This is a genomic window from Micromonospora globbae (assembly GCF_003610785.1).
Classification (GTDB): Bacteria; Actinomycetota; Actinomycetes; order Mycobacteriales; family Micromonosporaceae; genus Micromonospora; species Micromonospora globbae.
Genome location: NZ_RAQQ01000004.1, coordinates 277,464 through 300,460 on the forward strand (window position 1 = coordinate 277,464; position 22,997 = coordinate 300,460).

At 74.2% G+C, this 22,997-nt stretch carries 19 protein-coding genes; 14 read left to right on the forward strand and 5 right to left on the reverse strand.

Features of this window, described 5'->3' with window-relative positions; translation table 11 throughout:
* Window positions 1-149: 149 nt before the first annotated feature.
* The gene (gene ppc, locus D7I43_RS07515) at window positions 150-2,936 is read right to left on the reverse strand and encodes a phosphoenolpyruvate carboxylase (RefSeq protein WP_120327662.1); all 2,787 of its coding nucleotides are present in this window, start codon (window positions 2,934-2,936) and stop codon (window positions 150-152) included.
* A 90-nt stretch (window positions 2,937-3,026) separates the two neighbouring features.
* Complete coding sequence (locus D7I43_RS07520) at window positions 3,027-3,971, reverse strand: hypothetical protein (RefSeq protein WP_240032838.1); 945 nt, start codon at window positions 3,969-3,971, stop codon at window positions 3,027-3,029.
* A 185-nt stretch (window positions 3,972-4,156) separates the two neighbouring features.
* Between D7I43_RS07520 and D7I43_RS07525 the strand changes: the two genes are divergently transcribed.
* From D7I43_RS07525 to D7I43_RS07545, 5 genes are all read left to right on the forward strand, one after another.
* Entirely contained in the window at window positions 4,157-5,197 is a 1,041-nt protein-coding gene (locus D7I43_RS07525) for a S66 family peptidase (protein ID WP_120327663.1), read from the forward strand.
* Between the two features lie 314 nt (window positions 5,198-5,511).
* Entirely contained in the window at window positions 5,512-9,162 is a 3,651-nt protein-coding gene (mfd, locus tag D7I43_RS07530; protein WP_120327664.1) for a transcription-repair coupling factor, read from the forward strand.
* 110 nt (window positions 9,163-9,272) lie between these two features.
* A complete protein-coding gene (locus D7I43_RS07535; RefSeq protein WP_120327665.1) occupies window positions 9,273-10,061 on the forward strand; it encodes a SurA N-terminal domain-containing protein in 789 nt (262 codons plus the stop codon).
* The gene (locus D7I43_RS07540) at window positions 10,061-11,053 is read left to right on the forward strand and encodes a nucleoside triphosphate pyrophosphohydrolase (RefSeq protein ID WP_120327666.1); all 993 of its coding nucleotides are present in this window, start codon (window positions 10,061-10,063) and stop codon (window positions 11,051-11,053) included. The genes D7I43_RS07535 and D7I43_RS07540 overlap by 1 nt, the downstream gene beginning before the upstream one ends.
* A gap of 107 nt (window positions 11,054-11,160) precedes the next feature.
* Window positions 11,161-12,780 carry a DUF885 domain-containing protein gene (locus D7I43_RS07545; RefSeq protein ID WP_120327667.1) on the forward strand — a complete coding sequence of 540 codons (1,620 nt, stop codon included), beginning with the start codon at window positions 11,161-11,163 and terminating at the stop codon, window positions 12,778-12,780.
* 66 nt (window positions 12,781-12,846) lie between these two features.
* Here the strand turns inward: D7I43_RS07545 and D7I43_RS07550 are convergent, their stop codons facing one another.
* Entirely contained in the window at window positions 12,847-13,539 is a 693-nt protein-coding gene (locus D7I43_RS07550) for a hypothetical protein (RefSeq protein ID WP_120327668.1), read from the reverse strand.
* A gap of 225 nt (window positions 13,540-13,764) precedes the next feature.
* On the opposite strand from D7I43_RS07550, the gene eno reads away from it, so the two are divergent.
* The 4 genes from eno to D7I43_RS07570 are packed head-to-tail and all read left to right on the forward strand — an operon-like array spanning window position 13,765 to window position 16,847.
* Complete coding sequence (eno, locus tag D7I43_RS07555; RefSeq protein ID WP_120327669.1) at window positions 13,765-15,048, forward strand: phosphopyruvate hydratase; 1,284 nt, start codon at window positions 13,765-13,767, stop codon at window positions 15,046-15,048.
* A 32-nt stretch (window positions 15,049-15,080) separates the two neighbouring features.
* A complete protein-coding gene (locus D7I43_RS07560) occupies window positions 15,081-15,719 on the forward strand; it encodes an FtsB family cell division protein (RefSeq protein WP_120327772.1) in 639 nt (212 codons plus the stop codon).
* Window positions 15,720-15,753: 34 nt separating this feature from the next.
* Window positions 15,754-16,311, forward strand: a complete 558-nt coding sequence (locus D7I43_RS07565; protein ID WP_120327771.1) for a DUF501 domain-containing protein — start codon at window positions 15,754-15,756, stop codon at window positions 16,309-16,311.
* Entirely contained in the window at window positions 16,308-16,847 is a 540-nt protein-coding gene (locus D7I43_RS07570; protein ID WP_120327670.1) for an amino-acid N-acetyltransferase, read from the forward strand. The genes D7I43_RS07565 and D7I43_RS07570 overlap by 4 nt, the downstream gene beginning before the upstream one ends.
* Window positions 16,848-16,852: 5 nt before the next feature.
* Here D7I43_RS07570 and D7I43_RS07575 read toward each other — a convergent pair whose 3' ends face one another.
* Window positions 16,853-17,734, reverse strand: coding sequence for a CE1 family esterase (locus D7I43_RS07575; RefSeq protein WP_120327671.1), 882 nt, complete (start codon window positions 17,732-17,734; stop codon window positions 16,853-16,855).
* A 93-nt stretch (window positions 17,735-17,827) separates the two neighbouring features.
* Between D7I43_RS07575 and D7I43_RS07580 the strand changes: the two genes are divergently transcribed.
* On the forward strand, window positions 17,828-18,811 hold the full coding sequence (locus D7I43_RS07580) for an ArsR/SmtB family transcription factor (protein ID WP_120327672.1): 984 nt from the start codon (window positions 17,828-17,830) through the stop codon (window positions 18,809-18,811).
* A gap of 120 nt (window positions 18,812-18,931) precedes the next feature.
* Window positions 18,932-19,864, forward strand: a complete 933-nt coding sequence (locus D7I43_RS07585) for a Ppx/GppA phosphatase family protein (protein WP_192902100.1) — start codon at window positions 18,932-18,934, stop codon at window positions 19,862-19,864.
* A 27-nt stretch (window positions 19,865-19,891) separates the two neighbouring features.
* Here D7I43_RS07585 and D7I43_RS07590 read toward each other — a convergent pair whose 3' ends face one another.
* Window positions 19,892-20,521, reverse strand: a complete 630-nt coding sequence (locus D7I43_RS07590) for a LysE family translocator (RefSeq protein WP_120327674.1) — start codon at window positions 20,519-20,521, stop codon at window positions 19,892-19,894.
* A 208-nt stretch (window positions 20,522-20,729) separates the two neighbouring features.
* Between D7I43_RS07590 and D7I43_RS07595 the strand changes: the two genes are divergently transcribed.
* The 3 genes from D7I43_RS07595 (at window position 20,730) to D7I43_RS07605 (ending at window position 22,810) form a co-directional block, all read left to right on the forward strand.
* The gene (locus D7I43_RS07595; RefSeq protein ID WP_120327675.1) at window positions 20,730-21,062 is read left to right on the forward strand and encodes a PadR family transcriptional regulator; all 333 of its coding nucleotides are present in this window, start codon (window positions 20,730-20,732) and stop codon (window positions 21,060-21,062) included.
* Window positions 21,059-22,093: an HAAS signaling domain-containing protein gene (locus D7I43_RS07600; RefSeq protein ID WP_120327676.1), complete on the forward strand. Its 1,035-nt coding sequence runs from the start codon at window positions 21,059-21,061 to the stop codon at window positions 22,091-22,093. The genes D7I43_RS07595 and D7I43_RS07600 overlap by 4 nt, the downstream gene beginning before the upstream one ends.
* A 201-nt stretch (window positions 22,094-22,294) precedes the next feature.
* Window positions 22,295-22,810 carry an LppU/SCO3897 family protein gene (locus D7I43_RS07605; RefSeq protein WP_120327677.1) on the forward strand — a complete coding sequence of 172 codons (516 nt, stop codon included), beginning with the start codon at window positions 22,295-22,297 and terminating at the stop codon, window positions 22,808-22,810.
* Window positions 22,811-22,997 lie beyond the last annotated feature (187 nt).

Genomic DNA, 22,997 nt, shown 5'->3' on the forward strand with positions numbered 1-22,997 from the left:
CCCTGGACCGGCCCCACGCACCCTCAGCACCCGGACAGGCCGCGCCTGCGGGCCCCGGTCGGATGACCGGGGCACCGGGGCAGGACCGACGGGGCGGGCGGGACACCTCCGGGGTGCCCGCCCGCACTCGTGGCAGCGGTCGCGGTCGTTCAGCCCGTGTTGCGCATGCCGGCGGCGATGCCGTTGACGGTGGTGAGCAGCGCCCGCTCCAGCGCCGTACCGTCGCCGGGCGCGCGGCGACCGCCCGGTGCGGTGGCGACGGCCCGGGCCGTGGCGCCGGAGTCCCGGTACTGGCGCAGCAGCGCCACCTGGAGGTGGTGCAACGGCTCCAGATAGGTGTCCCGCACCGCCAGGGTGCGCTGGAGGACCGGGGAGCTGTCGAGCAGCGCGGGCGAGCCGGTCACCGCGAGGACCTCGCGCCTGGTCAGCTCGTACTCCTGCTCGATCTTGTCGAAGATCGGGTGGAGCTTCTTCGGGACCAGCGTCTCGACGTACCGGCGCGCGATGGTCAGGTCGGTCTTGGTCAGCATCATCTCCACGTTGGACAGGAACGTCCGGAAGAAGTGCCAGTTGCGGTGCATCTCGGCCAGCACGTCCGCGAGGCCGCTCTCGCGGGCCGCCGCCAGCCCGGAGCCGACGCCGAACCAGCCCGGGACGATCTGCCGGGTCTGCGTCCACCCGAACACCCACGGGATGGCCCGCAGGCCGGCCAGGCCGGCGCCGGTGTTCGGCCGCTTCGCGGGGCGGGAGCCGATGTTGAGCGCGCCGAGCAGCTCCGTGGGCGTCGAGGCCCAGAAGTACGCGGGCAGGTCCGGATCCTCCACGAGCGACCGGTAGGACCGGTAGGCGGCGTCGGAGACGACGTCCATGGCCGCGTCCCAGCGTTCGAGCATCTCGGCGGGTTGCCGGGGCGCCGTGTGCAGCAGGGTGGCCTGGAGCACGGCGGCCAGGGTCAGCTCCAGGTTCTCCCGGGCCAGCGACGGCAGCGTGTACTTGTCGGAGATCACCTCACCCTGCTCGGTGACCTTGATGGCGCCGTCGAGGGTGCCGTACGGCTGGGCCAGGATCGCCTCGTGCGTCGGCCCGCCGCCGCGGCCCACCGTGCCGCCGCGGCCGTGGAACAGCCGCAGGTGCACCCCGTGCCGGGCGGCGACGTCCCGCAGCGCCCGCTGCGCCCGGTGGATCGACCACTGGCTCGTGGTGATCCCCGCCTCCTTGTTGGAGTCGGAGTAGCCGAGCATGACCTCCTGCACGTCACCGCGGGCGGCGACCAGCGCCCGGTACGCCGGCAGCGACAGCAGTTCGTCGAGCAGTTCGCCACCGGCGTTGAGCTCGGCCGGCGTCTCCAGCAGCGGGACGAAGCCGATGCGGGCGCGGCCGCTGTGCACGTCCACGAGGCCGGCCTCGCGGGCCAGCACCACGGCGGCGAGCACGTCGTCGACGCCGAGGGTCATCGAGATGATGTACGACTCGATGACCTCGTTGCCGAACCGGTCCTGCGCCTCGCGGATCGTGGCGAACACGTCGAACGTCTTGCGGGCCGACTCGGTGAGCGGGGTGTCGAGGGTCGAGAGGGGCCGGCGACCGGTGAGTTCGTCGGCGAGCAGCTTGGTGCGCTCCAGCCGGGTCAGCGCCGGGTAGTCGGACACCTCGCCGACGGCGGCGTAGAGCTGCGCCAGCACCGCGTGGTGCGCCTCGGCGTGCTCCCGGACGTCCATGGTCGCGAGGTGCAGGCCGAACGCCGAGACGGTGCGGATCGTGGAGGCCAGCCGGCCGACCGCGGTGAGCTGGCCGGAGTTGCGGGCCAGCGACGCGCGCAGCAGTTCCAGGTCGGCGATCAGCTCGGCCGAGCCCCGGTAGTCCCGGCCCGGCACGTGCGGGGTGCCCTGGCGCAGCCGCTCCCGCGTGTTGGCCAGCTTGGCCTTCACGCAGCGCGCCTTGAGCCGGTAGGGCTCCTCGGCGTTGATCCGGCGGAACCGGGGCGCCACCTCGGGCAGGGCGTCGAGGTCGGCGGCGAGGCTCGCGGAGAGGTCCAGCGACACCCCGCGCAGCCGGCGGGAGACCGAGACCTCGTTGATGAGGTGTTCCATGGCCGCCTCGGTGGCCTGGATGCCGTGCTCGTGCTGGATGCGCAGCACCTCGCGGGTCACCGTCGGGGTGACGAAGGGGTTGCCGTCCCGGTCGCCGCCGATCCAGGTGCCGAACGTCAGGGGCCGGGCCGTCGGCGAGGTCTCCACACCGAGGGTGCGCAGCGTGTCGGCGAGGTCGTCGAGGACCTGCGGGGCGGCCTCGGCGTACAGGTCGCGCAGGTAGTAGATGGCGTTGCGGGCCTCGTCGGTCGGGTCCGGCCGGTCGAGCCGCAGCTCGTCGGTCTGCCACATGAGGTCGAGCAGCTCGGCCAGGCGCCGGTTCGCCGGGCCCTCGTCGCTCGCCCCGTAGAGGATGGCGTTGGCGGTCTCGGCGTCCAACTCGTCGGCGATGGCGCGCAGCTTCGACAGGATCGACCGGCGGGCCGCCTCGGTCGGGTGCGCCGTGAACACGGGACGTACGGCCAGCCGGCGGGCCACGGCGGCGATCTCCTCGGCCGGCACGCCGCGTTCGGCGATCATCTTCGCCGCCTGGTCGAGCCAGCCGCCGTGCATGGCCCGGCGCCGGCGCAGGTCACGGGCCCGGTGCACCTGCTCGGTGATGTTGGCGAGGTGGAAGTAGGTGGAGAAGGCGCGGGCCAGCTTGGTGCCGGTGGTCACGTCGAGCGTGGCCAGGCGTTGCGCGGCGGCCGGCGCGTCGGAGCGGACCAGCGCCCGGATCTCCTCCACGAGGTCGAGGAGCGGGCGGCCCTCCTGACGGGCCAGGGTCTGTCCGAGCAGGGTGCCGAGGCGGCGGATGTCGGCCCGCAGGGCGGCGTCGGGGCCGTCGTGGTCGTGCTGGTCGGTCACGGGGCGCTCCTTACGTGCGTACGAAGGACAGCGCTGTCCGACTCCCTGGATCGTATCCGCGCGGAGGCGGATGTACGGAGGGGACCCGCGTCATCCCGTCCCACTCGCCTCGCCGGAGCCGGACCGGACCCGGGTGGGCACGGCGGCGCGACGGCCCCGGACCAGCGTCGCGGTGAGCAGCCCGGCGGCGCCCACCACGGCCCAGACCGCGAGACCCACGGCCGGCCAGAGGGCCGCGCGACCGTGGAAGTACACGGCGGACTTCGTGAGGTCGTTGGCCAGCCCCGGCACGTTCCACCGGTGCATGCCGCGCAGCCCGTCGGGCAGGAACTCCGGCGCGTAGATGCCGCCGGAGCCGGGGTTGCCGACCACGACGAGCAGCAGGATGACCAGCCCGGTGCCGAGGATGCCGAGCCAGCCCTGGATGGCCGAGGCGATCATGGCGGCGGCGAGGACGGTCAGGGCGCCGGTGGCGGCGATGGCCACCAGGTGGTGCGCGAAGGCCCCCAGCCCCGGCCCGACCACGAGGGCGCCGGCGACGCCGAGCACCACGCTGTAGACGGTGAGCGCGGCGATGCGCAGGGCGCTGCGGCGGAGCGTACGCGGGGTCGTGCCGACGGCGATCCCGAGGACGGTCGAGGCGAGGTAGCCGCCGAGGACGTACCCGACGTTCAGGTAGAACGGCACCACGCCGCGCGGGTCCGTCGAGGCGACCGGCACCCGGTCGGTCACCCGCAGCGGGGTGTTCGCGCGCTGGGCGGCGGTGGTGAACACCTGGGCGATGGCGGTGGTGGCGGACGGCCCGGACGCGCTCGCGACGGTGAGGAGCAGGCCGCCCTGCGGGTCGGAGGCGAGCACGCCGTACACCTCGCGGTCGTGCAGCCCGTCGTCGGCGGCGGCCGCGTCGTCGTACTCGATCGGTTCGACGACGTGGGACTGGCCTCGCACGGCGGCGAGGACCGCCTCGGCGCGCTGGTCGCCGAGGACGAACCCGACCGGCAGGTCCCGGGGGGTGGGATCGTGCAGCGCGCCCACGTACGCCGCGAATGAACGCGACGGCGAGCGCCAGGGTGCCGATCAACAGGCCGGCGGTGCGCGGCAGCCACTCGCGGGCCCGCCCCTCCGATACCTGCTCCACGTCGCCAGCGTAGGGGCAGTTCGCGATGATGATTACGGTTTGCGCAGTGAAAACGCCTTCGCCCCTCCGTTAGCGTCCGGGCATGGTGTCCCTGCGTTACCCGCCGAAGCCCCGCCCCGGCGACCGCGTCGCGGTCGTCTCGCCGTCCGCCGGGCTGCCGGCGGTCTTCCCGCACGTGTACGAGTTGGGGCTGCGCCGGCTGCGCGAGGAGTTCGGCCTCGTGCCCGTCGAGTACCCGACCACCCGGGCGATGGGCGCCGACCCGCGCGACCGCGCCCGGGACCTCACCGCGGCCTTCGCCGACCCGTCGGTCACCGCCGTGCTCGCGACGGTGGGCGGCGACGACCTGATCACCGTCACCCCGTACCTCGACGACGCGGTGCTGCGGGCCAACCCGAAGCCGTACTTCGGCTACTCGGACAACACGAACGTCCTCAACCACCTCTACCGGCTCGGCATCGTGGCGTACCACGGCGGGTCGGTGCTCGTGCACCTCGGCCGGTCGGGCGCGCCGCACCCGCTCACGTTCGACTCGCTGCGCGCCGCGCTCTTCGGCTCCGACTGGTACGACCTGACCCCGGCGAAGGAGTGGGGCGACGAGCCGGGCGACTGGCGGGACCCGGCGACGCTCGCCCACGAGCCCGTCATGTTCCCCGGCGAGGGCTGGCTCTGGCAGGGCCCGGAGCGGGTCGTGCGGGGGCGGACCTGGGGCGGCAACCTGGAGATCCTGCACTGGCTGATGGCCGCCGACCGCGTCCCGCCGGCGGCCGACCTCGCGGGGTCGGTGCTGATCGTCGAGACGTCCGAGGAACTTCCGTCGGACACCGAGGTCTTCCGGATCCTGCGCAACATGGGCGAGCGGGGGCTGCTCGCGGCCTTCGCGGCCGTGCTCGTGGGCCGCGCCAAGGCGTGGGACTTCGTCCGTCCGCACACGCCGGAGCAGCGCCGGGAGTACGCGGTGGCGCAGCGGGAGGCCGTCTCGCGGGCGCTCGCGGCCTACAACCCCGACGCCGTGGTGGTCTTCGACGTCGACCTCGGTCACACCGACCCGCAGGTGATCGTCCCGTACGGCGGCGAGGTCCGGGTGGACGCCGTCGCGCGCCGGATCGCGGTGCGTTACTGACGCGCCTCGCGGCGAGATCCGCACGATCGGGGAAGATTCGCGCACCATCTGGGAAGATCCGCGCACCATCGGGGAAACAGTGGCCTCCGGGGCGGCCGGAGGCCACTGTTTCCGGGATGTCGTGCGGATCGTGCGGAGCGGCGCGCCCCGCTCCTCGTCCGGTCCGGGCGCAGGTGACAGGGCGGGGCGGAACGGGGCCGGTGTCGGTCGGCGGAGATAGGCTGGGAGTCGTGCACCCCCCGTCCGTCCGGGCGCGGGGGATCTACTCGTGTGCCCGCAGCGCGCCACGCGTGTCGTACTGGAAGTGATCGCAGATGCTCACCGGCCTCTTCTCCGCCGCCCTGGCCGACCCTGGGCTGGCCCGAGCGCGCGACCTCGCGCGCTCCGGCGCCGCGCAGGTCGACGGGCTCGACATCACGGCCCCGCCGGCGCTGCGCCCGTTCGCGGTCGCCGCCGTGGCGGCCGACCAGGGCGGCGCGGGCGCCGACGGCGGGCCGGCGGGCGGGGCCGGCCGACCGGTCCTCGCCGTCACCGCGACCACCCGGGAGGCCGACGACCTGGCCGCCGCGCTGGGCAGCCTGCTCCCCTCCGAGCAGGTGGCCGTCTACCCGTCCTGGGAGACGCTGCCGCACGAGCGGCTCTCGCCGCGGTCGGACACGGTCGGCCGCCGGCTCGCCGTGTTGCGCCGGCTCGCCCACCCGGAGGCCGCCGACGCGCACGGCCGCACCGGTCCGCTGCGCGTCGTCGTGGCCCCGGTGCGCTCGCTGCTGCAACCGCAGCTCAAGGGGCTCGGCGACCTGGAGCCGGTGCAGCTCGCCCCCGGGGCCGAGGCCGACCTGGAGGAGGTCGCCCGCCGGCTCACCGACATGGCGTACGCGCGGGTCGACCTGGTCACCAAGCGCGGCGAGTTCGCGGTGCGCGGCGGCATCCTGGACATCTTCCCGCCCACCGACGAGCACCCGTCCCGCATCGAGTTCTGGGGCGACGAGGTGGAGGAGATCCGCACCTTCGCCGTCGCCGACCAGCGGACCATCGAGCAGGTCGACCGGCTGTGGGCGCCGCCCTGCCGGGAGCTGCTGCTCACCCCCGACGTGCGCCGCCGGGCCGCGGCGCTGGCCGAGCGGCACCCCGAACTCGCCGAGATCCTCGACAAGCTCGCCGAGGGCATCCCCGTCGAGGGGATGGAGTCGCTGGTGCCGGCGCTGCTCGGCAGCGAGAGCCTGGAACTGCTGCTCGACGTCATGCCGGCCGGCACCCACGTGCTGCTCTGCGACCCGGAGCGGATCCGCACCCGGGCGCACGACCTCGTGCGTACCTCCGAGGAGTTCCTCCAGGCCAGCTGGGCCGCCGCCGCCGTGGGCGGCCAGGCCCCCGTCGACCTGGGCGCCGCCGCCTTCCGCAGCCTCGCCGAGGTGCGCGCGGCCGCCGCGAAGCTCGGCCAGCCGTGGTGGACGCTCTCCCCGTTCGGCCTGGCCGCCGAGGGGGAGGCCGCGCCGGAGCGCCAGCCGTGGGAGGACGAGCCGGAGGAGGTGAGCGTCACCCCGGACGACGCGATCGCCGTGACCCTGGCCGCCCAGCCGGCGCCGCTCTACCACGGCGAGACCGCCCGGGTGGTCGACGACCTGAAGCGCTGGTCCGGCGAGGGCTGGTCGATCGCGCTGGTCTTCGAGGGGCACGGCCCCGCCCAGCGGGCGGTCGAGGTGCTCCGCGACGCCGGCCTGGGCGCCCGGCTGACCGAGCAGGTGCCGGACGCGCCGGCCCCCGGTGAGCTGCTGGTCACCTGCGGCTCGCTCAGCGCGGGGTTCGTCGACGAGGCGTCCCGTTTCGTGCTGCTCACCGGCAACGACATCACCGGCGGGCGGGGCGCCTCGACCCGCGACATGCGCCGGATGCCGAGCCGCCGGCGCAACACCATCGACCCGCTGGAACTCAAGGCCGGCGACTACGTGGTGCACGAGCAGCACGGCATCGGCCGCTACATCGAGCTGGTGCAGCGCACGGTCAACGGCGCCAGCCGGGAGTACCTGGTCATCGAGTACGCGCCGAGCAAGCGCGGCCAGCCCGGTGACCGGCTCTTCGTGCCCACCGACCAGCTCGACCAGCTCAGCCGGTACGTCGGCGGCGAGCAGCCCACCCTGCACAAGATGGGCGGCTCGGACTGGCAGAAGTCCAAGGCCCGGGCCCGCAAGGCGGTGCGGGAGATCGCCGCCCAGCTGATCCAGCTCTACGCCGCGCGGAAGGCGTCCAAGGGGCACTCGTTCGGCCCGGACACCCCGTGGCAGCGGGAGCTGGAGGACGCCTTCCCGTGGCAGGAGACGCCCGACCAGCTCGCCGCCATCGAAGAGGTCAAGCGGGACATGGAGCAGTCGATCCCCATGGACCGGCTGATCTGCGGCGACGTGGGCTACGGCAAGACCGAGATCGCGGTGCGGGCGGCGTTCAAGGCGGTGCAGGACGGCAAGCAGGTGGCCGTGCTCGTGCCGACGACGCTGCTCGTGCAGCAGCACTACAACACGTTCGCCGAGCGGATGAGCCAGTTCCCGGTGACGATCCGGCAGCTGTCCCGCTTCCAGACGCCGAAGGAGGCCGAGCAGACGCTCGCCATGGCCGCCGACGGCACGGCCGACATCGTCATCGGCACCCACCGGCTGCTCCAGTCGGCGACGCGCTTCAAGCAGCTCGGTCTGGTGATCGTCGACGAGGAGCAGCGCTTCGGCGTCGAGCACAAGGAGCACCTGAAGACCATGCGGGCCTCGGTCGACGTGCTGAGCATGTCGGCCACGCCGATCCCGCGCACCCTGGAGATGGCGATCACCGGCATCCGAGAGATGTCCACGATCGCCACCCCGCCGGAGGAGCGCCACCCGGTGCTCACGGCGGTGGGGGCGTACGACGACCGGCAGGTGGCCGCGGCCATCCACCGCGAGCTGCTCCGCGACGGGCAGGTCTTCTACGTGCACAACCGGGTCGAGTCGATCGAGCGCGCGGCCCGGCGCATCCGCGAGCTGGTGCCCGAGGCGCGGGTCGCGGTCGCGCACGGCCAGATGGGCGAGGACGCCCTCGAGAAGGTCATGGTCGGCTTCTGGGAGAAGGAGTTCGACGTGCTGGTCTGCACCACGATCGTGGAGTCCGGCATCGACATCCCGAACGCCAACACCCTGATCGTCGAGCGCGCCGACCTGCTCGGCCTGGCGCAGCTGCACCAGATCCGCGGCCGGGTCGGCCGGGGGCGGGAGCGGGCGTACGCGTACTTCCTCTACCCGCCGGACAAGCCGCTCACCGAGCAGGCGCACGAGCGGCTGGCGACCATCGCCCAGCACACCGAGCTGGGCGCCGGCATGTACGTGGCCATGAAGGACCTGGAGATCCGCGGCGCCGGCAACCTGCTCGGCGGCGAGCAGTCCGGGCACATCGAGGGCGTGGGCTTCGACCTGTACGTGCGGATGGTCGGCGAGGCGGTGCAGGCGTTCAAGGGCGAGCACGCCGAGGAGGAGACCGAGGTCAAGGTCGACCTGCCGGTCGACGCGCACCTGCCGCACGACTACATCGGTGTGGAGCGGCTGCGGCTGGAGATGTACCGCAAGCTCGCCGAGGCCCGCGACGAGGAGCGGCTGCGCGAGGTGGTGGCCGAGATGACCGACCGCTACGGCGAGCCGCCCGCTCCCGTGCAGAACCTCGTGGCGGTGGCCCGGTTCCGGCTGCTGGCCCGCCGGTACGGCCTCACCGACGTGTCGATGCAGGGCCGGCACATCCGGTTCAGCCCGCTGCCGCTGCCCGACTCGAAGCAGATGCGGCTCAAGCGCTACCACCCGGACGCGGTCTACAAGCAGGCCACCGACCAGGTCAGCGTCCCGCGGCCGAGCACCCGACGCGTCGGCGGCGAGCCGCTGCGCGACCAGGCGCTGCTGGAGTGGTGCGCCCAGCTCCTCACCGACGTCCTGGGCGAGCCCGCACTCGTCGGGTGACCGTCGTACGCCCCGACCCGTGGCCACCGGCTGCGGGTCGGGGCGGCGTCGTGCCCGGTGGACGGTGGGGGGCGTCACAGCCGGGGGTCCGGCATGAGAGAGTGGCGCACATGCGTGCTCGTCGTCTGATCGCTGCCGCCGGCGTCGCGGCCCTCGGTCTCTGCTCCCTCACCGCCTGTGGGAAGTCCGCTCCGGACGTCGCCGCGTACGTCGGTGACACCAGTTGGTCGATCGCCCGCGTCGACGAGCTGTACGACGACGTCCAGGCGAAGTACGGCGAGGCAGTCCGCCAGGACGCGGCCCGCGCCGGCGCGACGCCGTCGCCCGAGCAGCTGCGAGCCTCGGTGACCCGGCAGGACGTGCTCAACCTCCTGGTGAGCCTCGAACTGGGCAAGCGGGTGGCGGCCGAGAAGAACATCCAGGTGCCGGACGAGGTCGGCCCCGAGCAGCTCCAGCAGGCCCTGGGTGTGCCCGCGACGGCCGAGTACACCCGGCTGTGGGGCGAGTGGGTCGACGTGCTGCAGACGCTCAACCGGCAGCTCCCGCCGGCCGAGCTCAGCGACGACGCCGTGATGGCCGTCTACGGGGCGATCGCCAAGACCGGGGCCATCGAGTCCGGCATGACCGTCGACCAGGTCCGGCAGGCGTTCGGAGACGGCGGCTTCGTCCGTTCCGCCTCCGCGGTGAGCGCCGCCCTCCAGGAGGAGGCCGAGCGGGTGGACGCCTCCGTCAACCCGCGGTACGGGCAGGTCGGCGTGCCGTCGTTCGTGAACAGCGCCCAGGGCCTCGTCTTCTACTCGCTGCCGTACATCAACCACGACGGCCCGGTCACCGACATCTCGACTCCCGAGCCGGCGGCCCCGGCGGACGGGGAGACGGCGGGCGGCACGGCCGGCTGATGGCGGGTCGGATCGTCCTGCTGGTCACCTCGCCCCGGCTGCCGGCCGGGCTGCTGACCGCCGCCGCCTGGGACGTCGTCCGGTCGGCGCCGGTGCTGACCGGCGCGGAGAGCGAGCTGACCGTGGCGATCCGCACGGCGGGCGGCCGGGTGAGCGTCGTCGACGGGCCGGCCACGCAGCCGCTGCTGGACGCCGTGGGCGCGCACGGCACGGCCGTCTGGCTGGCCGGGCCCGGCGGCGACGAGCCCCTCGCCCGGGAGCTGGGCCTGCGGCTGGCCCGGGAGCCGGGTCTCGCCGAGCTGGAGCTGATGTACGGCTCGTGGGACCCGCCCGGCGCGCGGCTGCTCGACGCGGTGGCCGTCATGGACCGGCTGGCCTCTCCGGGCGGTGACCCGTGGAAGCGGGCGCAGACGCACGAGAGCCTGGCCCATTTCCTCCTCGAGGAGTGCTACGAGGCGTACGACGCGATCGACGCGGGCGACACCGACGCGCTCCGCGAGGAACTGGGGGACGTGCTGCTCCAGGTGCTGCTGCACGCCCGGCTCGCCGAGGAGCTGCCCGAGGGTGAGCGGTGGACCGTCGACGACGTGGCCGGCGGGCTGGTCGACAAGATGATCCGCCGCAACCCGCACGTCTTCGCCGGGGCCGAGGCGGGCACCATCGAGGAGATCACCGCCAACTGGGACCGCATCAAGCGGGCGGAGAAGCCGCGCGGGTCGGTGCTGGACGGGGTGGCGCTCAGCCAGCCGGCCCTCGCCCTGGCGGCGAAGATCCTGCAACGCGCGGAGCGGTTCGGGCTGGCCGTGCCCCCGCCGCTGGCCGAGGGGCAGGTCGACGCGGAGTCCCGGCTCGGCGCGAGCCTGCTCGCCACGGTGGCCGCCGCCCGCGAGGCCGGCCTCGACGCCGAGGCCGCGCTGCGTCGCGCCGCCCTGGCGTACGCCGACGCCGTCCGCGCGGCCGAACCCCCGCCCCCCACCGACGAACCTGGATGATCATGAGGTTGGCGGGGCGGACACGCCCGTTCCGACTCGCCAACCTCATGATCAACGGGGTTCGGGTTCGGGCGGCCGGTGGCGGTCGGTGCCGGTAGGGTCGGCGGGTGGAATCGTTTGCCCCGCTGGCCGAGCGGATCGTCGAGGCGCTGCTGGAGAGCCGACCCGGGCTGGCCACGGCCGCCGGTGACCACCGCTTCGACGACCGGCTGCCCGACTTCTCGCCCGACGGTCGCACCGCCGACCGCACGATGCTCACCGACGCGGCCAACGCGCTCTCCGAACTCGACCCGGCCGCGCTGGACGTCGAGGACCAGGTCGACCACGCACTGCTCAGCGCCCTGGTCGACCGGGAGCTGTTCGAGCTCACCGAGATCCGGGCGTACGAGTGGGACCCGCTGCGGCACAACCCGGGCCCGCTGCTGCACGCCATCGTGGCCCGCCCGTACGCGCCCGCGGACGTACGGCTGACCCAGCTCGCCGGTCGGCTCGCCGCCATCCCGGACGCGCTGGCCATCGCCCGCGGGACGCTGCGCGACATGCCCCGCATCCACGCGGAGACGGCGGTCGGCCAGTTCACCGGCACGGCGGCGCTGATCCGCGACGAGGTGCCGAAGCTCCTCACCGAGGAGCCCGCGTTGCACGACCGCGTGGAACCCGCCGCCACGGCGGCGATCGCGGCGCTGGAGGAGTTCGTGGCCTGGCTGCGGGCCGGGCTGGCCGCCGACGCCGGCCTGGGGCGCGATCCCCGGCTGGGCCGGCGCCGGTGGGAGGCGCGGCTCTGGCACACCCTCGACACCGAGCTGGGCGCCTCGGAGGTCCTCGCCCGGGTTTGGGCCAACCTGGACCGGGTCACCGAGCAGATCCGGGAGGCGGCCGTCGAGCTGGTCGGCGGCCCGGCCGACGACGAGACCGTACGCCGGGCGCTCGACCTGCTCGCCGCCGAGCACCCGGACGACCACACCATCGTCGACCTGGCCGGGGTGACCCTGGACGAGGCGACGGACTTCGTCCGCGCCCACGACCTCGTCACGCTCGTCGACGACCCGTGCGTGATCCAGGAGATGCCGGAGTTCGCGCGCGGCGTGGCCGTGGCCTACTGCGACTCGCCGGGCCCGCTGGAGACCGCGGACGTGCCGACCTTCTACTGCATCGCGCCCACCCCGTCCGACTGGCCGGCGCACCGGGTGGAGTCGTTCTACCGCGAGTACAACGACCACATGATCCGCAACCTCACGGTCCACGAGGCGATGCCGGGGCACTTCCTCCAGCTCGCCCACGCCCGCCGGTACGCCGGCCGGACCCGGGTGCGGGCGCTGGCCGAGTCCGGCCCGTTCATCGAGGGCTGGGCCGTCTACGCCGAGGAGCTGATGGCCGGGCTCGGCTTCGGTGGCCTGCCGGTGCGGTTGCAGCAGCTCAAGATGCAGCTGCGGATGACCATCAACGCGCTGCTGGACCAGCTCGTGCACTGCGAGGAGATGCCCGAGGCCGAGGCGATGGCGCTCATGACCGGGCGCGGGTTCCAGGAGGAGGGCGAGGCGGCCGGCAAGTGGCGGCGGGCGCTGCTCACCTCGACCCAGCTCTCCACGTACTTCGTGGGCTACAGCGAGGTCGCCGAGATCGCCGCGGCCCGTCCGGACGGCGTGTCGCTGCGCGACTGGCACGACGCGATGCTCGCGCACGACTGCCCGCCCCCGCGCCACCTGCGTACGCTGCTCGGCCTGTGAGCCGGGGTGCGCGGCCGGTGGGACGAGGGGTCCGCGTCGACTACCCCGTCGGTGGCGGGGCCCCGGTCAGGAGCCGTTCGGGCGGCGGTCGACCACGCCGGCGCCGGCCGGCAGGTCGAAGACCGACCCGTCGACCGTCTCCGAGTAGCGGCTCAACGCCACCTCGACCGCCTTGCCGTCGACCTGCCCGGTGAAGCTGCCGAGCACCCCCTCGGTGGTCACGCAGGCGGTGAAGTCCTCGCCGGCCCGGTCGACGTCCACGCACGTGGCGTGGTGCCCGGCCACGGTGGTGTCGCTCTGGCCGATGACCGCGTCGGGGTCGAGCGCGGCGGCGGTGAGCATCCCCACGACGACCGGCGGCGTGACCATGCCGCGCCGCTTGGCCTCGGCGAAGACGGCCACCGACGGCTTGCTCGCCGTGGTCGGGGGCGGGGTCAGCGTGCAGGTCGTACGGCCGCCGGCGATCTCGCACTGGGTGGTGGCCTCGGCGGTGACGGTGAGCTTGCCGCCGGGGTAGCTGTACGCCGAGCGGGCCGGGTCCTGCGCCTGCGCGATCGAGGCCGTCTGCCCGCCGGGCAGCTGGTAGTCGGCGGAGTAGGTCAGCTCGAGGGCCCGGTCCAGCCGGGCGGCGAGGTCGTTGACGAGATCGGCGCGGCCGACCACCCGTCCGGCGTCGTCCAGGGCCTGACAGCCGGTCACTGTGAGCGACGCGATGACCGACACGGCGAGCATCCGGAGTTTCGTCGAGGCGGCGGGCATGCGGCAAGCCTTGTCGATCGGGTCCGTGCGATGCAAACCGGTTGCCGGTTGAGGCCGGAGAATCCGGGAATGTCCGGGCACGGTGCCGCGAAGGTCGGCTTTCCGGCGGGCGGCGTACGCCCGGACGGCCCGGGCTCACCGGCCGCCCGCTACGCTGCGTTCAACACCTGCCTCAGCCGCACCGTCGCGGCCCGCACCCGAACGACACATACGAGGAGCGACTCAGTGGCAACCATCGAGGGAATCGTCGCCCGGGAGATTCTCGACTCGCGGGGCAATCCCACCGTCGAGGTCGAGGTCGGTCTGGACGACGGCACGGTGGCCCGCGCCGCGGTGCCCTCCGGCGCCTCCACCGGCGCCTTCGAGGCGCTCGAGCTGCGCGACGGTGACGCCGACCGCTACCAGGGCAAGGGCGTCGAGAAGGCCGTCTCGAACATCGAGGACCGGATCGTCGACCAGATCATCGGCTACGAGGCCAGCGAGCAGCGCCTCATCGACCAGAAGATGATCGACATCGACGGCACGGACACCAAGTCCGAGCTGGGCGCGAACGCGATCCTCGGGGTGTCCCTGGCCGTGGCGAAGGCGGCCGCGGGCAGTGCCGAGCTGAGCCTCTTCCGCTACCTGGGCGGGCCGAACGCGCACCTGCTCCCGGTGCCGATGATGAACATCCTCAACGGTGGCGCGCACGCGGACTCCAACGTCGACATCCAGGAGTTCATGATCGCGCCGATCGGCGCGCCCAGCTTCCGTGAGGCGCTGCGGTCCGGCGCCGAGGTCTACCACGCCCTGAAGTCGGTGCTGAAGAAGAAGGACCTCTCCACCGGCCTGGGCGACGAGGGCGGCTTCGCGCCGAACCTGCCCACCAACTCCGCGGCCCTCGACCTCATCGCCGAGGCCGTCGAGAAGGCCGGCTACCGGCTCGGCACCGACATCGTGTTCGCGCTCGACGTGGCGGCCACGGAGTTCTGCGAGAACGGCGTCTACACGTTCGAGGGCGCGAGCAAGTCCGCCGAGGAGATGAGCAACTACTACACCAAGCTCATCGGCGACTACCCGATCGTCTCCATCGAGGACCCGCTCTCCGAGGACGACTGGAGCGGGTGGCAGACCCTGACGGCCGCGGTGGGCGACCGCATCCAGATCGTGGGCGACGACCTGTTCGTCACCAACCCGCAGCGCATCGCCCGGGGCATCGCGGAGAAGGCCGCCAACGCCGTGCTGGTCAAGGTGAACCAGATCGGTTCGCTGACCGAGACCCTCGACGCCGTCGACCTGGCGCACCGGGCCGGCTTCAAGTGCATGATGAGCCACCGTTCCGGCGAGACCGAGGACACCACGATCGCCGACCTCGCCGTGGCGACCGGCTGCGGCCAGATCAAGACCGGTGCGCCGGCGCGTTCCGACCGGGTCGCCAAGTACAACCAGCTCCTGCGGATCGAGGAGGAGCTGGGCGACGCGGCGCGGTACGCCGGCGTGGGCGCGTTCCCGCGCTACCGTTCGGCCTGAGACGCGCGAGGCCTCGGGGGAGGGGTGTGACGATGCAGCAGCGCCGCACACCGGGTGGTCAGCGTCCCGTCCGCCGGCCCGGCACGTCCGGGCGGCCGGGCGGGGCCCGCGCCGCCCGGGGTTCGCTCCGGGAGGCCGGCGTCCGCGCCGAGCCGCGGGGGACCGCCGGTCGCGCGCCGGGGGCTGCCCGCGGCAACGAGGGCGTACGCTCCGTCAACCGGCCCGCGGCGGCCCGGCGTACCGGGGCCGGCGGGCCGGTCAAGCGGCTGTCCGCACCCCACCCCCGACGCTTCACGGGGCGGGCCACCGTGCTGTTCGCGGTGCTCATCGCGCTCGCCCTCGCGTACACCTATCCGGTCCGGGTCTACCTCGACCAGCAGGCCGACATCGAGCGGATGGAGGCCTCCCAGGCAGCCCAGGAGAAGCTGATCGCCGAGCTGTCCGAGAAGGCCGCCAAGTGGCAGGACCACGCCTTCATCGAGACGAAGGCGCGGGAGCGGTTCTTCATGGGCCGGCCGGGCGAGAAACTGGTGATCCTGCTCAACGACCCGGAGGGCGCCGCCCGGGACGCGGGCGAGCCGGCGCCCAGCGCGTCGGCCACGCCCGACCCCTGGTACGACACCCTGTGGTCGAGCGTCCGGGCGGCCAACGGCGAGCAGCCCGCCAACTGAGCACCAGTCGAGCAGCGAACGAGAGATGGGCACCGTGACTGTCGTACCACCGCAGGAGCCGGCGGCGGATTCCGTACCCCCGCCGCGGCGGGAACCGGCCACGGAGGCCGACCTGGCCGCGGTGGCCGCGCAGCTCGGCCGCCCGCCCCGCGGCACCCGGGCGGTGGCCCACCGCTGCCCCTGCGGGCTGCCCGACGTGGTCGAGACGACGCCGCGGCTGGCCGACGGCACCCCGTTCCCCACGCTGTACTACCTCACCTGCCCCCGGGCGACCGGGGCGTGCAGCCGGCTGGAGTCGGCCGGCCTCATGAAGGAGATGGCCGAGCGGCTGGCGGCCGACCCGGAGCTCGCGGCCCGCTACCGGGCCGCGCACGAGGACTACCTGGCCCGGCGGGAGGCGATCGGCCACGTGCCGGAGATCGCCGGCATCTCCGCCGGCGGGATGCCGGGCCGGGTGAAGTGCCTGCACGTGCACCTCGGCCACGCGCTCGCCGCCGGCCCGGGGGTCAACCCGTTCGGCGACGAGACGCTGGCGCTCGTCGAGCCCTGGTGGACGGCCGGGCCCTGCGTGGACGTGCCGGACGGCGAATGAGCGCCGGCGCGGAGCCGCCCGTCGCGGCGGCGGACGAGATCCTCGTGCGGCGGGCCCGCACGCGCGACGTGCGGGGGATCCGCCGGCTGGTGGACACCTACACCGACGACCGCCGGCTGCTCAGCAAGGCCACCGTCACGCTGTACGAGGACGTGCAGGAGTTCCGCGTCGCGGTGCGCGCCGACGACGAGACGGTGATCGGCTGCGGCGCCCTGCACGTGATGTGGGAGGACCTCGCCGAGATCCGCACGGTCGCGGTCGACCCCGCCTACCGGGGACGCAAGATCGGGCACCGGATCGTGGGCGAGTTGATCGACGCCGCCCGCGAGCTGGGCGTGGCCCGGATCTTCGTGCTCACGTTCGAGACCCGCTTCTTCGGCTCGTTCGGCTTCACCGAGATCGACGGCGCGCCGGTCCCGCAGCAGGTGTACGAGCAGCTGCTGCGCTCGTACGACGAGGGTGTGGCGGAGTTCCTCGACCTGGAGCGGGTCAAGCCGAACACGCTCGGCAACACCCGGATGCTGCTGCGTCTCTGAGCCGGTCACGGGCGGCGCGGGTGCGCGGCGAAGAATTCCCAGATCAGGTCGGTGGCCGACACGCCGGCGTCGGGATCGGCGAGTTGCCCGGTGGCCGCACCGGGCCACGCGTGGCCCATCTCGGGCAGGGTGTAGACGGTGACGTCGCTGCCGTCGGCGCAGCGCGCGTCGGTGCGGGTGACTCCCGGCGCCCCGCCCGGCGCGGCCGGCGCCGGCCGGCAGCCGAGCCGTCGCTGCCAGGTCCGCATGCCCACCCGGAACGCGTCGGCGTAGCGGTCCTGCCCGCCGATGAACGTGATGACCGAGACCGGGCGGGTCGGCACGTAGTCGTCCGCCTCCGTCCGTGGCCCGCCGTAGCCGCCGCTGACGGCGCCGATGGCGGCGAAGACGCCCGACGCCTCGACCGCCGCCCGGAAGCTCATGTCGCCGCCGTTCGAGATGCCCGTGAGGTAGACGCGGTCGGGGTCGGCACCCCACGTCCGGACGAGGTGCTCGGTGAGCGCCGTGAGGAAGCCGACGTCGTCGGCGTCGCCGCAGCAGATCAGGGCGTTGAAGCCGCCGCCGGTCCCGTCCGGGTACGCCACCAGGACGTCCTCCCGGTCGGCGACGGCGTCCAGACCCGCCATCTCGCGGATCGCCGCGCCGCTGCCGGGGTACGGGTGCAGCGCGATGACCAGGGCGGTGGGCGTCGTCCGGTCGTACGTCGGTGGGGCGTGCAGGAGGTAGGTGCGTTCCCGGCCGCCGTGCGGGAGGCTGAGCCGGTGGTCCCCGGGACCGGGCTCGGCGGCCCCACCGGCCGCGGACGGCGCCGGCGTGGCGGCGCCCCCGTCGCACGCGGCACCGGCCAGTGCCAGTCCCGCCGCCGCCACCGCCAGCAACCGCCGCATGCCCGCCCCCTTCGTGATGGCGCACACCGTCGGTCGCCGGACACCGACCGGTCAACCCTTTCGGCGCTGGCCGAAGACCGGCAGGCTGCTCCCATGCTTCGCCTCCGGCTCCGATCGGCGGACCTGCGCCAAATCTGCTTCGCCGACCGCCCGCATCCGGCCGGCATGGCACTGCTGGCCAGCCAGGCGCTGCGGGGCCCGACGGTCGCCGTGACGGCCCCCGCGCTGGCCGGCCGGGCCGCCGAGGCGGTCCGGAACGACGACGTACGGGCCGCGAGCGCCGCCCTGCGGCACCTGCTGCCCGCCCGTGGCCGGCTGCCCGACTTCCTGACCCCGTTCGACGGTCTGGACTCGCTGGCGGCCGGCCTCGACGCGATCCGGGCCACGCCGACCTGGCGGGTGCGGGCGGACGTCCGCGCCGCGTACGCCGACCTGCCGCCCACCCCGATGCGCCGGCGTTTCGCGGCCGCCGACCCGGAGGTGTTCGACCTGCTCGCGGCGGCGACCCGCACCTGGTTCGACGCCGTGCTCGCACCACACTGGACCGACCTGGGGCGCTCGCACCGGCAGCAGGTGGCCGCCGCCGCGCACCGGTACGCGTTCGCCGGCGTGGACGGTCTGCTCGGCGGGCTGCACCCGCTGATCCGGTGGAACCCGCCCGTGCTGGAGGTCGACACGTGGTGGGACGGCGACCTGCCCGGGACCGGGCACGGGCTGATCCTCGTGCCCTCGCCGCTGTCGGGCGTCCGCCCGCGTGCGCTCGTCGAGCCGGGCCGCCCGGTCCTGCTCGTCTACCCGGTCTCCATCGCGTCACCGGCAGCCTCGGCCGGGCCGGACGTCCTCGCCCGGCTGGTCGGCCGGACCCGGGCCGCCGTGCTGCGCCGGCTCGCCGAACCCGGTGAGCACAGCACGACCACGCTCGCCCGGGCCGTCGAGGTGAGCCTCGCGTCGGCGTCGGAGCACACGGCGGCGCTGCGGGCGGCCGGCCTCGTCGACACCGAACGGGTCGGCGGAAGCGTCCGGCACCGGCTGACGCCGCTCGGCGCGCACCTGCTGGCCGCTTCTCCGTCGGCGTGACGGGCACTGCGGGGCCGCCGCTGCCGTCGCCTGGCTCACGCCGGCCGGAGGCCGCTCGGCTCGCGGTGACCGGGTCGCCGGCCGGCCGCCTGCCGTAGGGTTGCGGACGTGACGACGCGCGTGGCCGCCATCGACTGCGGGACCAACTCCATCCGACTCCTGGTCGCCGACCTGCCCGATCCCGGCGCGGGGCCGGAGGCGCCGCTGGCCGACCTCAGCCGCCGGATGGAGATCGTCCGGCTCGGCCAGGGCGTGGACCGGACCGGACGGCTGGCGCCGGAGGCGATCGAGCGCACCCGGGTCGCGCTGGCCGACTACGCGACCGAGATGGAGAAGCTCGGCGCCGAACGGGTGCGGATGGTGGCCACCTCGGCCACCCGGGACGCCGCGAACGCCGACGAGTTCCGCACGATGGTGGAGCGGACGCTCGGCGTGGCCCCCGAGGTGGTGAGCGGCGACGAGGAGGCCCGGCTGTCCTTCACCGGGGCGGTCCGCGGGCTGCCCGCCGACGCGAAGGCGCCGTTCCTCGTGGTCGACATCGGCGGTGGGTCGACCGAGTTCGTGGTGGGCACCCGCGACGGTGGGGTGCAGGCGGCGGTGTCGATGGACATCGGCTGCGTGCGGATGACCGAGCGGCACCTGCACGGCGACCCGCCCGGCCTCGACGAGATCGCCGCGGCCCAGGCCGACATCGCGGTCGCCGTCGACCGGGCGCTGGAGGTGGTGCCCGGGCGCGAGGCGGCCACACTGGTCGGGCTCGCCGGGTCGGTCACCACCGTGGTCGCGATCGCCGAGGGCCTGCAGGCGTACGACCCGGGTCGCATCCACCACGCCCGGGTCCCGTACGACAAGGTGGCCGACGTGACCGCCGATCTGCTCGCGAAGACGCGGGAGCAGCGGCTCGCCATCCCCGTGATGCACCCGGGCCGGGCCGACGTGATCGGCGCGGGCGGGCTCGTGCTGCGGGTGATCATGGAACGGGCCGGCATGCCCTCGGTCGTCGCCTCCGAGCACGACATCCTCGACGGCATCGCCTGGAGCCTGCAGCGGTAGCGACGCTGACGCGGGCCGTCGGGCCGGTCAGGTGCGTTCGGTGGCGAGGCGCGCCCCGAAGCCGAGCAGGGCGCACCCGGTGAGCCCGTCGAGCCAGCGGCGCACCCGCCGGCGGGAGAGGACCTGCCGGGCGCGGTGCAGCGCGCCGACCAGGAGGAGCAGGTAGAGCAGCGACAGCACCGCGTGGCTGAGCGCGAAGGCGGCCAACACCGCCAGCGGTGCCGAGCCGCCGACGAACTGCGGTAGCACCGCGAGGTAGAAGGCGAGCACCTTCGGGTTGGTGATGTTGGACAGGAAACCCTGCCGGAAGCCGGTGAGCGCCTGGCCGGGCGGGGCGGCGGCGTCGCCGTCGAGCGGCGCGTACCGGCCGGCCCACGCCGAGCGCCACGCCTGCACGCCGAGGTACGCCAGGTAGGCCACGCCCGCCCAGCGGATCGCCTCGAACAGCGGCTGGGAGCGGACGACGAGCGCGCCCAGGCCGGCCGCGGCCGCGAGCCCCTGCACGGCGTTGGAGACGGTGACGCCGACGGCGCTCCACGTCCCCCGGCGTCGACCCGAGGCCAGCGTGTTGCGGGTGACCACCGCGAAGTCGGGGCCGGGGATGAGGATCAGCACGAGGGCGAAGACCAGGAAGGTCCCGTAGCTGCTCCACGACATGCCCCGACCCTACGACCATCCGGCGGAACCGGCGATCCACGGACCCGACGATCGCGCCCTGACCGGCCCGGCCCGGGCGCAGGCCCGGCCCAGGGGCGGGCCGAGACGGGCGGGTCGGGGCCCGGCGGACCCGGCGCCCGGGGACACGCGGGTACCGATGGTGCTGTTCGATTGACGGTACTTCGCATAACACAGTAGTGTGCGATGCGTGGACACCACGCAGCTGTTGAAGGGCGTGCTGGATCTCGCCGTGCTCGCCGTCCTCCGGGACGAGGACGGCTACGGCTACGACATCCTCCGCCGGCTCCGCGAGGCGGGCCTCGAGGAGGTCGGCGACGCGTCGGTCTACGGCACCCTGCGCCGGCTCTTCGCCGCCGGGCTGCTGACGACGTACGTCGTGCCGAGCGAATCCGGACCGCACCGCAAGTACTACTCGCTGAACGCGGCCGGGCGGGACCAGTTGACCCGTTCCGGCAAGCTCTGGCGTTCGTTCGCCACCACCATGGACGCACTGCTCGACGAACGGGGGGTGGCGGCGTGACCGTCACGGAGCAGGAGATCACGGAGTACGTCGAGCGGGTGCGCGCGGCCCTGGCCGACCTGCCCGCGGCGGTACGCGACGAGTTGACCGAGGACCTGGCCGAGCACCTCGCCGAGGTGGCCGCGGAGGCCGGCGGCTCCCTCGTCGACCGGCTCGGCGCGCCCGAGGCGTACGCCGCGGAGCTGCGGGCCGCCGCCGGCGCGCCGAGCGTCGGCCGCCGTACGCTCGACCACCGGCTGGCCGCCGCCGTGCACCGGACGCGCGGCCGGTTGCGCACGCTGGACGCCCGGCTCGGGCCGCCCCTGGGCTACGCGACCGCGAGCGAGTTCCTGCGGCTGCTCCGCCCGGCCTGGTGGGTGCTGCGCGCCTACCTGGCGGCGATGCTGGTCACCACGGTCAGCACGGGCGGCAGCTTCGGGCTGCTGCCGCGCTTCGGCGGCGAACTCCTCGCCGGTCTGATGCTGCTCGCCGGCCTCGTCCTCGTGTCGGTCTGGCTCGGTCGCCGCTCCGAGGGGCTGCACGGCTGGCCCCGCTGGGCGCTGCACGCCAGCAGCGTGGTGCTCGTCGTCTTCGCGCTGGCCGGGCTCGCCAACGCCGAGAACCGGGCCGGCTACTACCCCTACGACCCGATCGCCGTGAACAACCCGTACGACGCGGTCCGGGACGTCTTCGTCTACGACAGCGAGGGGCGGCTCGTGGAGAACGCGCGGCTCTTCGACCAGGACGGCAACCCCATCCGGCTCGGCTATCCGGACTGTGTGGACGAGTGGGACGCGAACGGCAACCCGCTGCTGCGCCCGTACCCGTACTGCCCGGACCGGGCGCCCTTCGCGCCGCGGGCGCCGGCCCACCATCCGTCGACGGCGCCGGTCCTGCCGCCGCTGGGCACCCCGTCGGCCACACCCGACCCGACCGTCGGCCCGACGGGGACGGCGCCGCCGAGCGCCACCCCGAGCGGTACGCCCGCGCCGACCGGCAGCGCCGGCACGCCCGCGCCGACCGCCACCCCGGCGCCCACCGCGACCCGCTGAGCTGTCCATACGCGTCCGGCCGTCACCACGTGGCGGCCGGACGCCCGCGGACGCCGGCGGCCGTGGCGGTCGGACGCCGGCGGCCGTGCGGCCGGCGACGAAGCTGGGAAATACCTGAACGGATGAGGCCGGCGGGACGGCGGGCGGAGTTGATGATCGTTACGGTGTCGTCTGCTCATCAACCCCTCGGAAGGAACCCCCGTGTCAGAGCAGGTCGCACCGCCCCCCTCGGCCAGCCCCGAGCAGCCCCAGCCGGCGGAGCAGGCGGCGCCCCCGGTCACGCCCCCGGCCGAGCCGGCCACGTCCCCGGCGGCGCCGGAGACGAAGAAGTCCGGCGGCAGGAAGGCGCTCGGCATCCTGAGCGCGATCGTCGTCGTCGTGGTCGTCGCCGGGCTCAAGTTCGGCCTCGCCACCGCCATCCGCGGGTTCTTCGACAAGGACCCGACGGCCGAGGCGAAGGCCGGCGACTGCATCGCCGAACTGCCCGAGGTCACCGGCACCGAGGAGGAGGAGGTCGACGGCGCCAAGGTCGTGGACTGCACCTCGACGGAGGCCGTGTACACGGTGGTCGGTCGCGTCGACGGGCAGACCGAGGCGCAGGCGCAGTCCGGTGCCGGGTGCGACCCGTACATCAAGGAGGACCAGGAGGGCTACCTCTTCTACAGCATCGAGCCGGGCAAGACCGGGTACCTGCTCTGCCTCACCAAGAAGTCCTGACAGACCACGGTCCGGCCCGGTCCGGACGGCCCCGACGGCGGCGCGACGACGGTGCGCGCCGCCGTCGGCGTACGCCGGGTCGACACGGAACCAACAGGAGGTGAACGCCACTGCTCCCGCCTCTTCCCGGGGCGGTCGTGGCGTGGCAGGCTACCGCCACTGGGCGACCAGCCAACGATGACTGACC

Excerpts from the sequence above, each read along its gene's own strand:
- D7I43_RS07525 (WP_120327663.1), top strand. The coding sequence starts at position 4,157 with ATGGTGTCCCTGCGTTACCCGCCGAAGCCCCGCCCCGGCGACCGCGTC.
- D7I43_RS07550 (WP_120327668.1), bottom strand. The coding sequence starts at position 13,539 with ATGCCCGCCGCCTCGACGAAACTCCGGATGCTCGCCGTGTCGGTCATC.
- D7I43_RS07570 (WP_120327670.1), top strand. The coding sequence starts at position 16,308 with ATGAGCGCCGGCGCGGAGCCGCCCGTCGCGGCGGCGGACGAGATCCTC.
- D7I43_RS07590 (WP_120327674.1), bottom strand. The coding sequence starts at position 20,521 with ATGTCGTGGAGCAGCTACGGGACCTTCCTGGTCTTCGCCCTCGTGCTG.
- mfd (WP_120327664.1), top strand. The coding sequence starts at position 5,512 with ATGCTCACCGGCCTCTTCTCCGCCGCCCTGGCCGACCCTGGGCTGGCC.
- D7I43_RS07535 (WP_120327665.1), top strand. The coding sequence starts at position 9,273 with ATGCGTGCTCGTCGTCTGATCGCTGCCGCCGGCGTCGCGGCCCTCGGT.
- D7I43_RS07580 (WP_120327672.1), top strand. The coding sequence starts at position 17,828 with ATGCTTCGCCTCCGGCTCCGATCGGCGGACCTGCGCCAAATCTGCTTC.
- D7I43_RS07575 (WP_120327671.1), bottom strand. The coding sequence starts at position 17,734 with ATGCGGCGGTTGCTGGCGGTGGCGGCGGCGGGACTGGCACTGGCCGGT.
- D7I43_RS07540 (WP_120327666.1), top strand. The coding sequence starts at position 10,061 with ATGGCGGGTCGGATCGTCCTGCTGGTCACCTCGCCCCGGCTGCCGGCC.
- D7I43_RS07560 (WP_120327772.1), top strand. The coding sequence starts at position 15,081 with ATGCAGCAGCGCCGCACACCGGGTGGTCAGCGTCCCGTCCGCCGGCCC.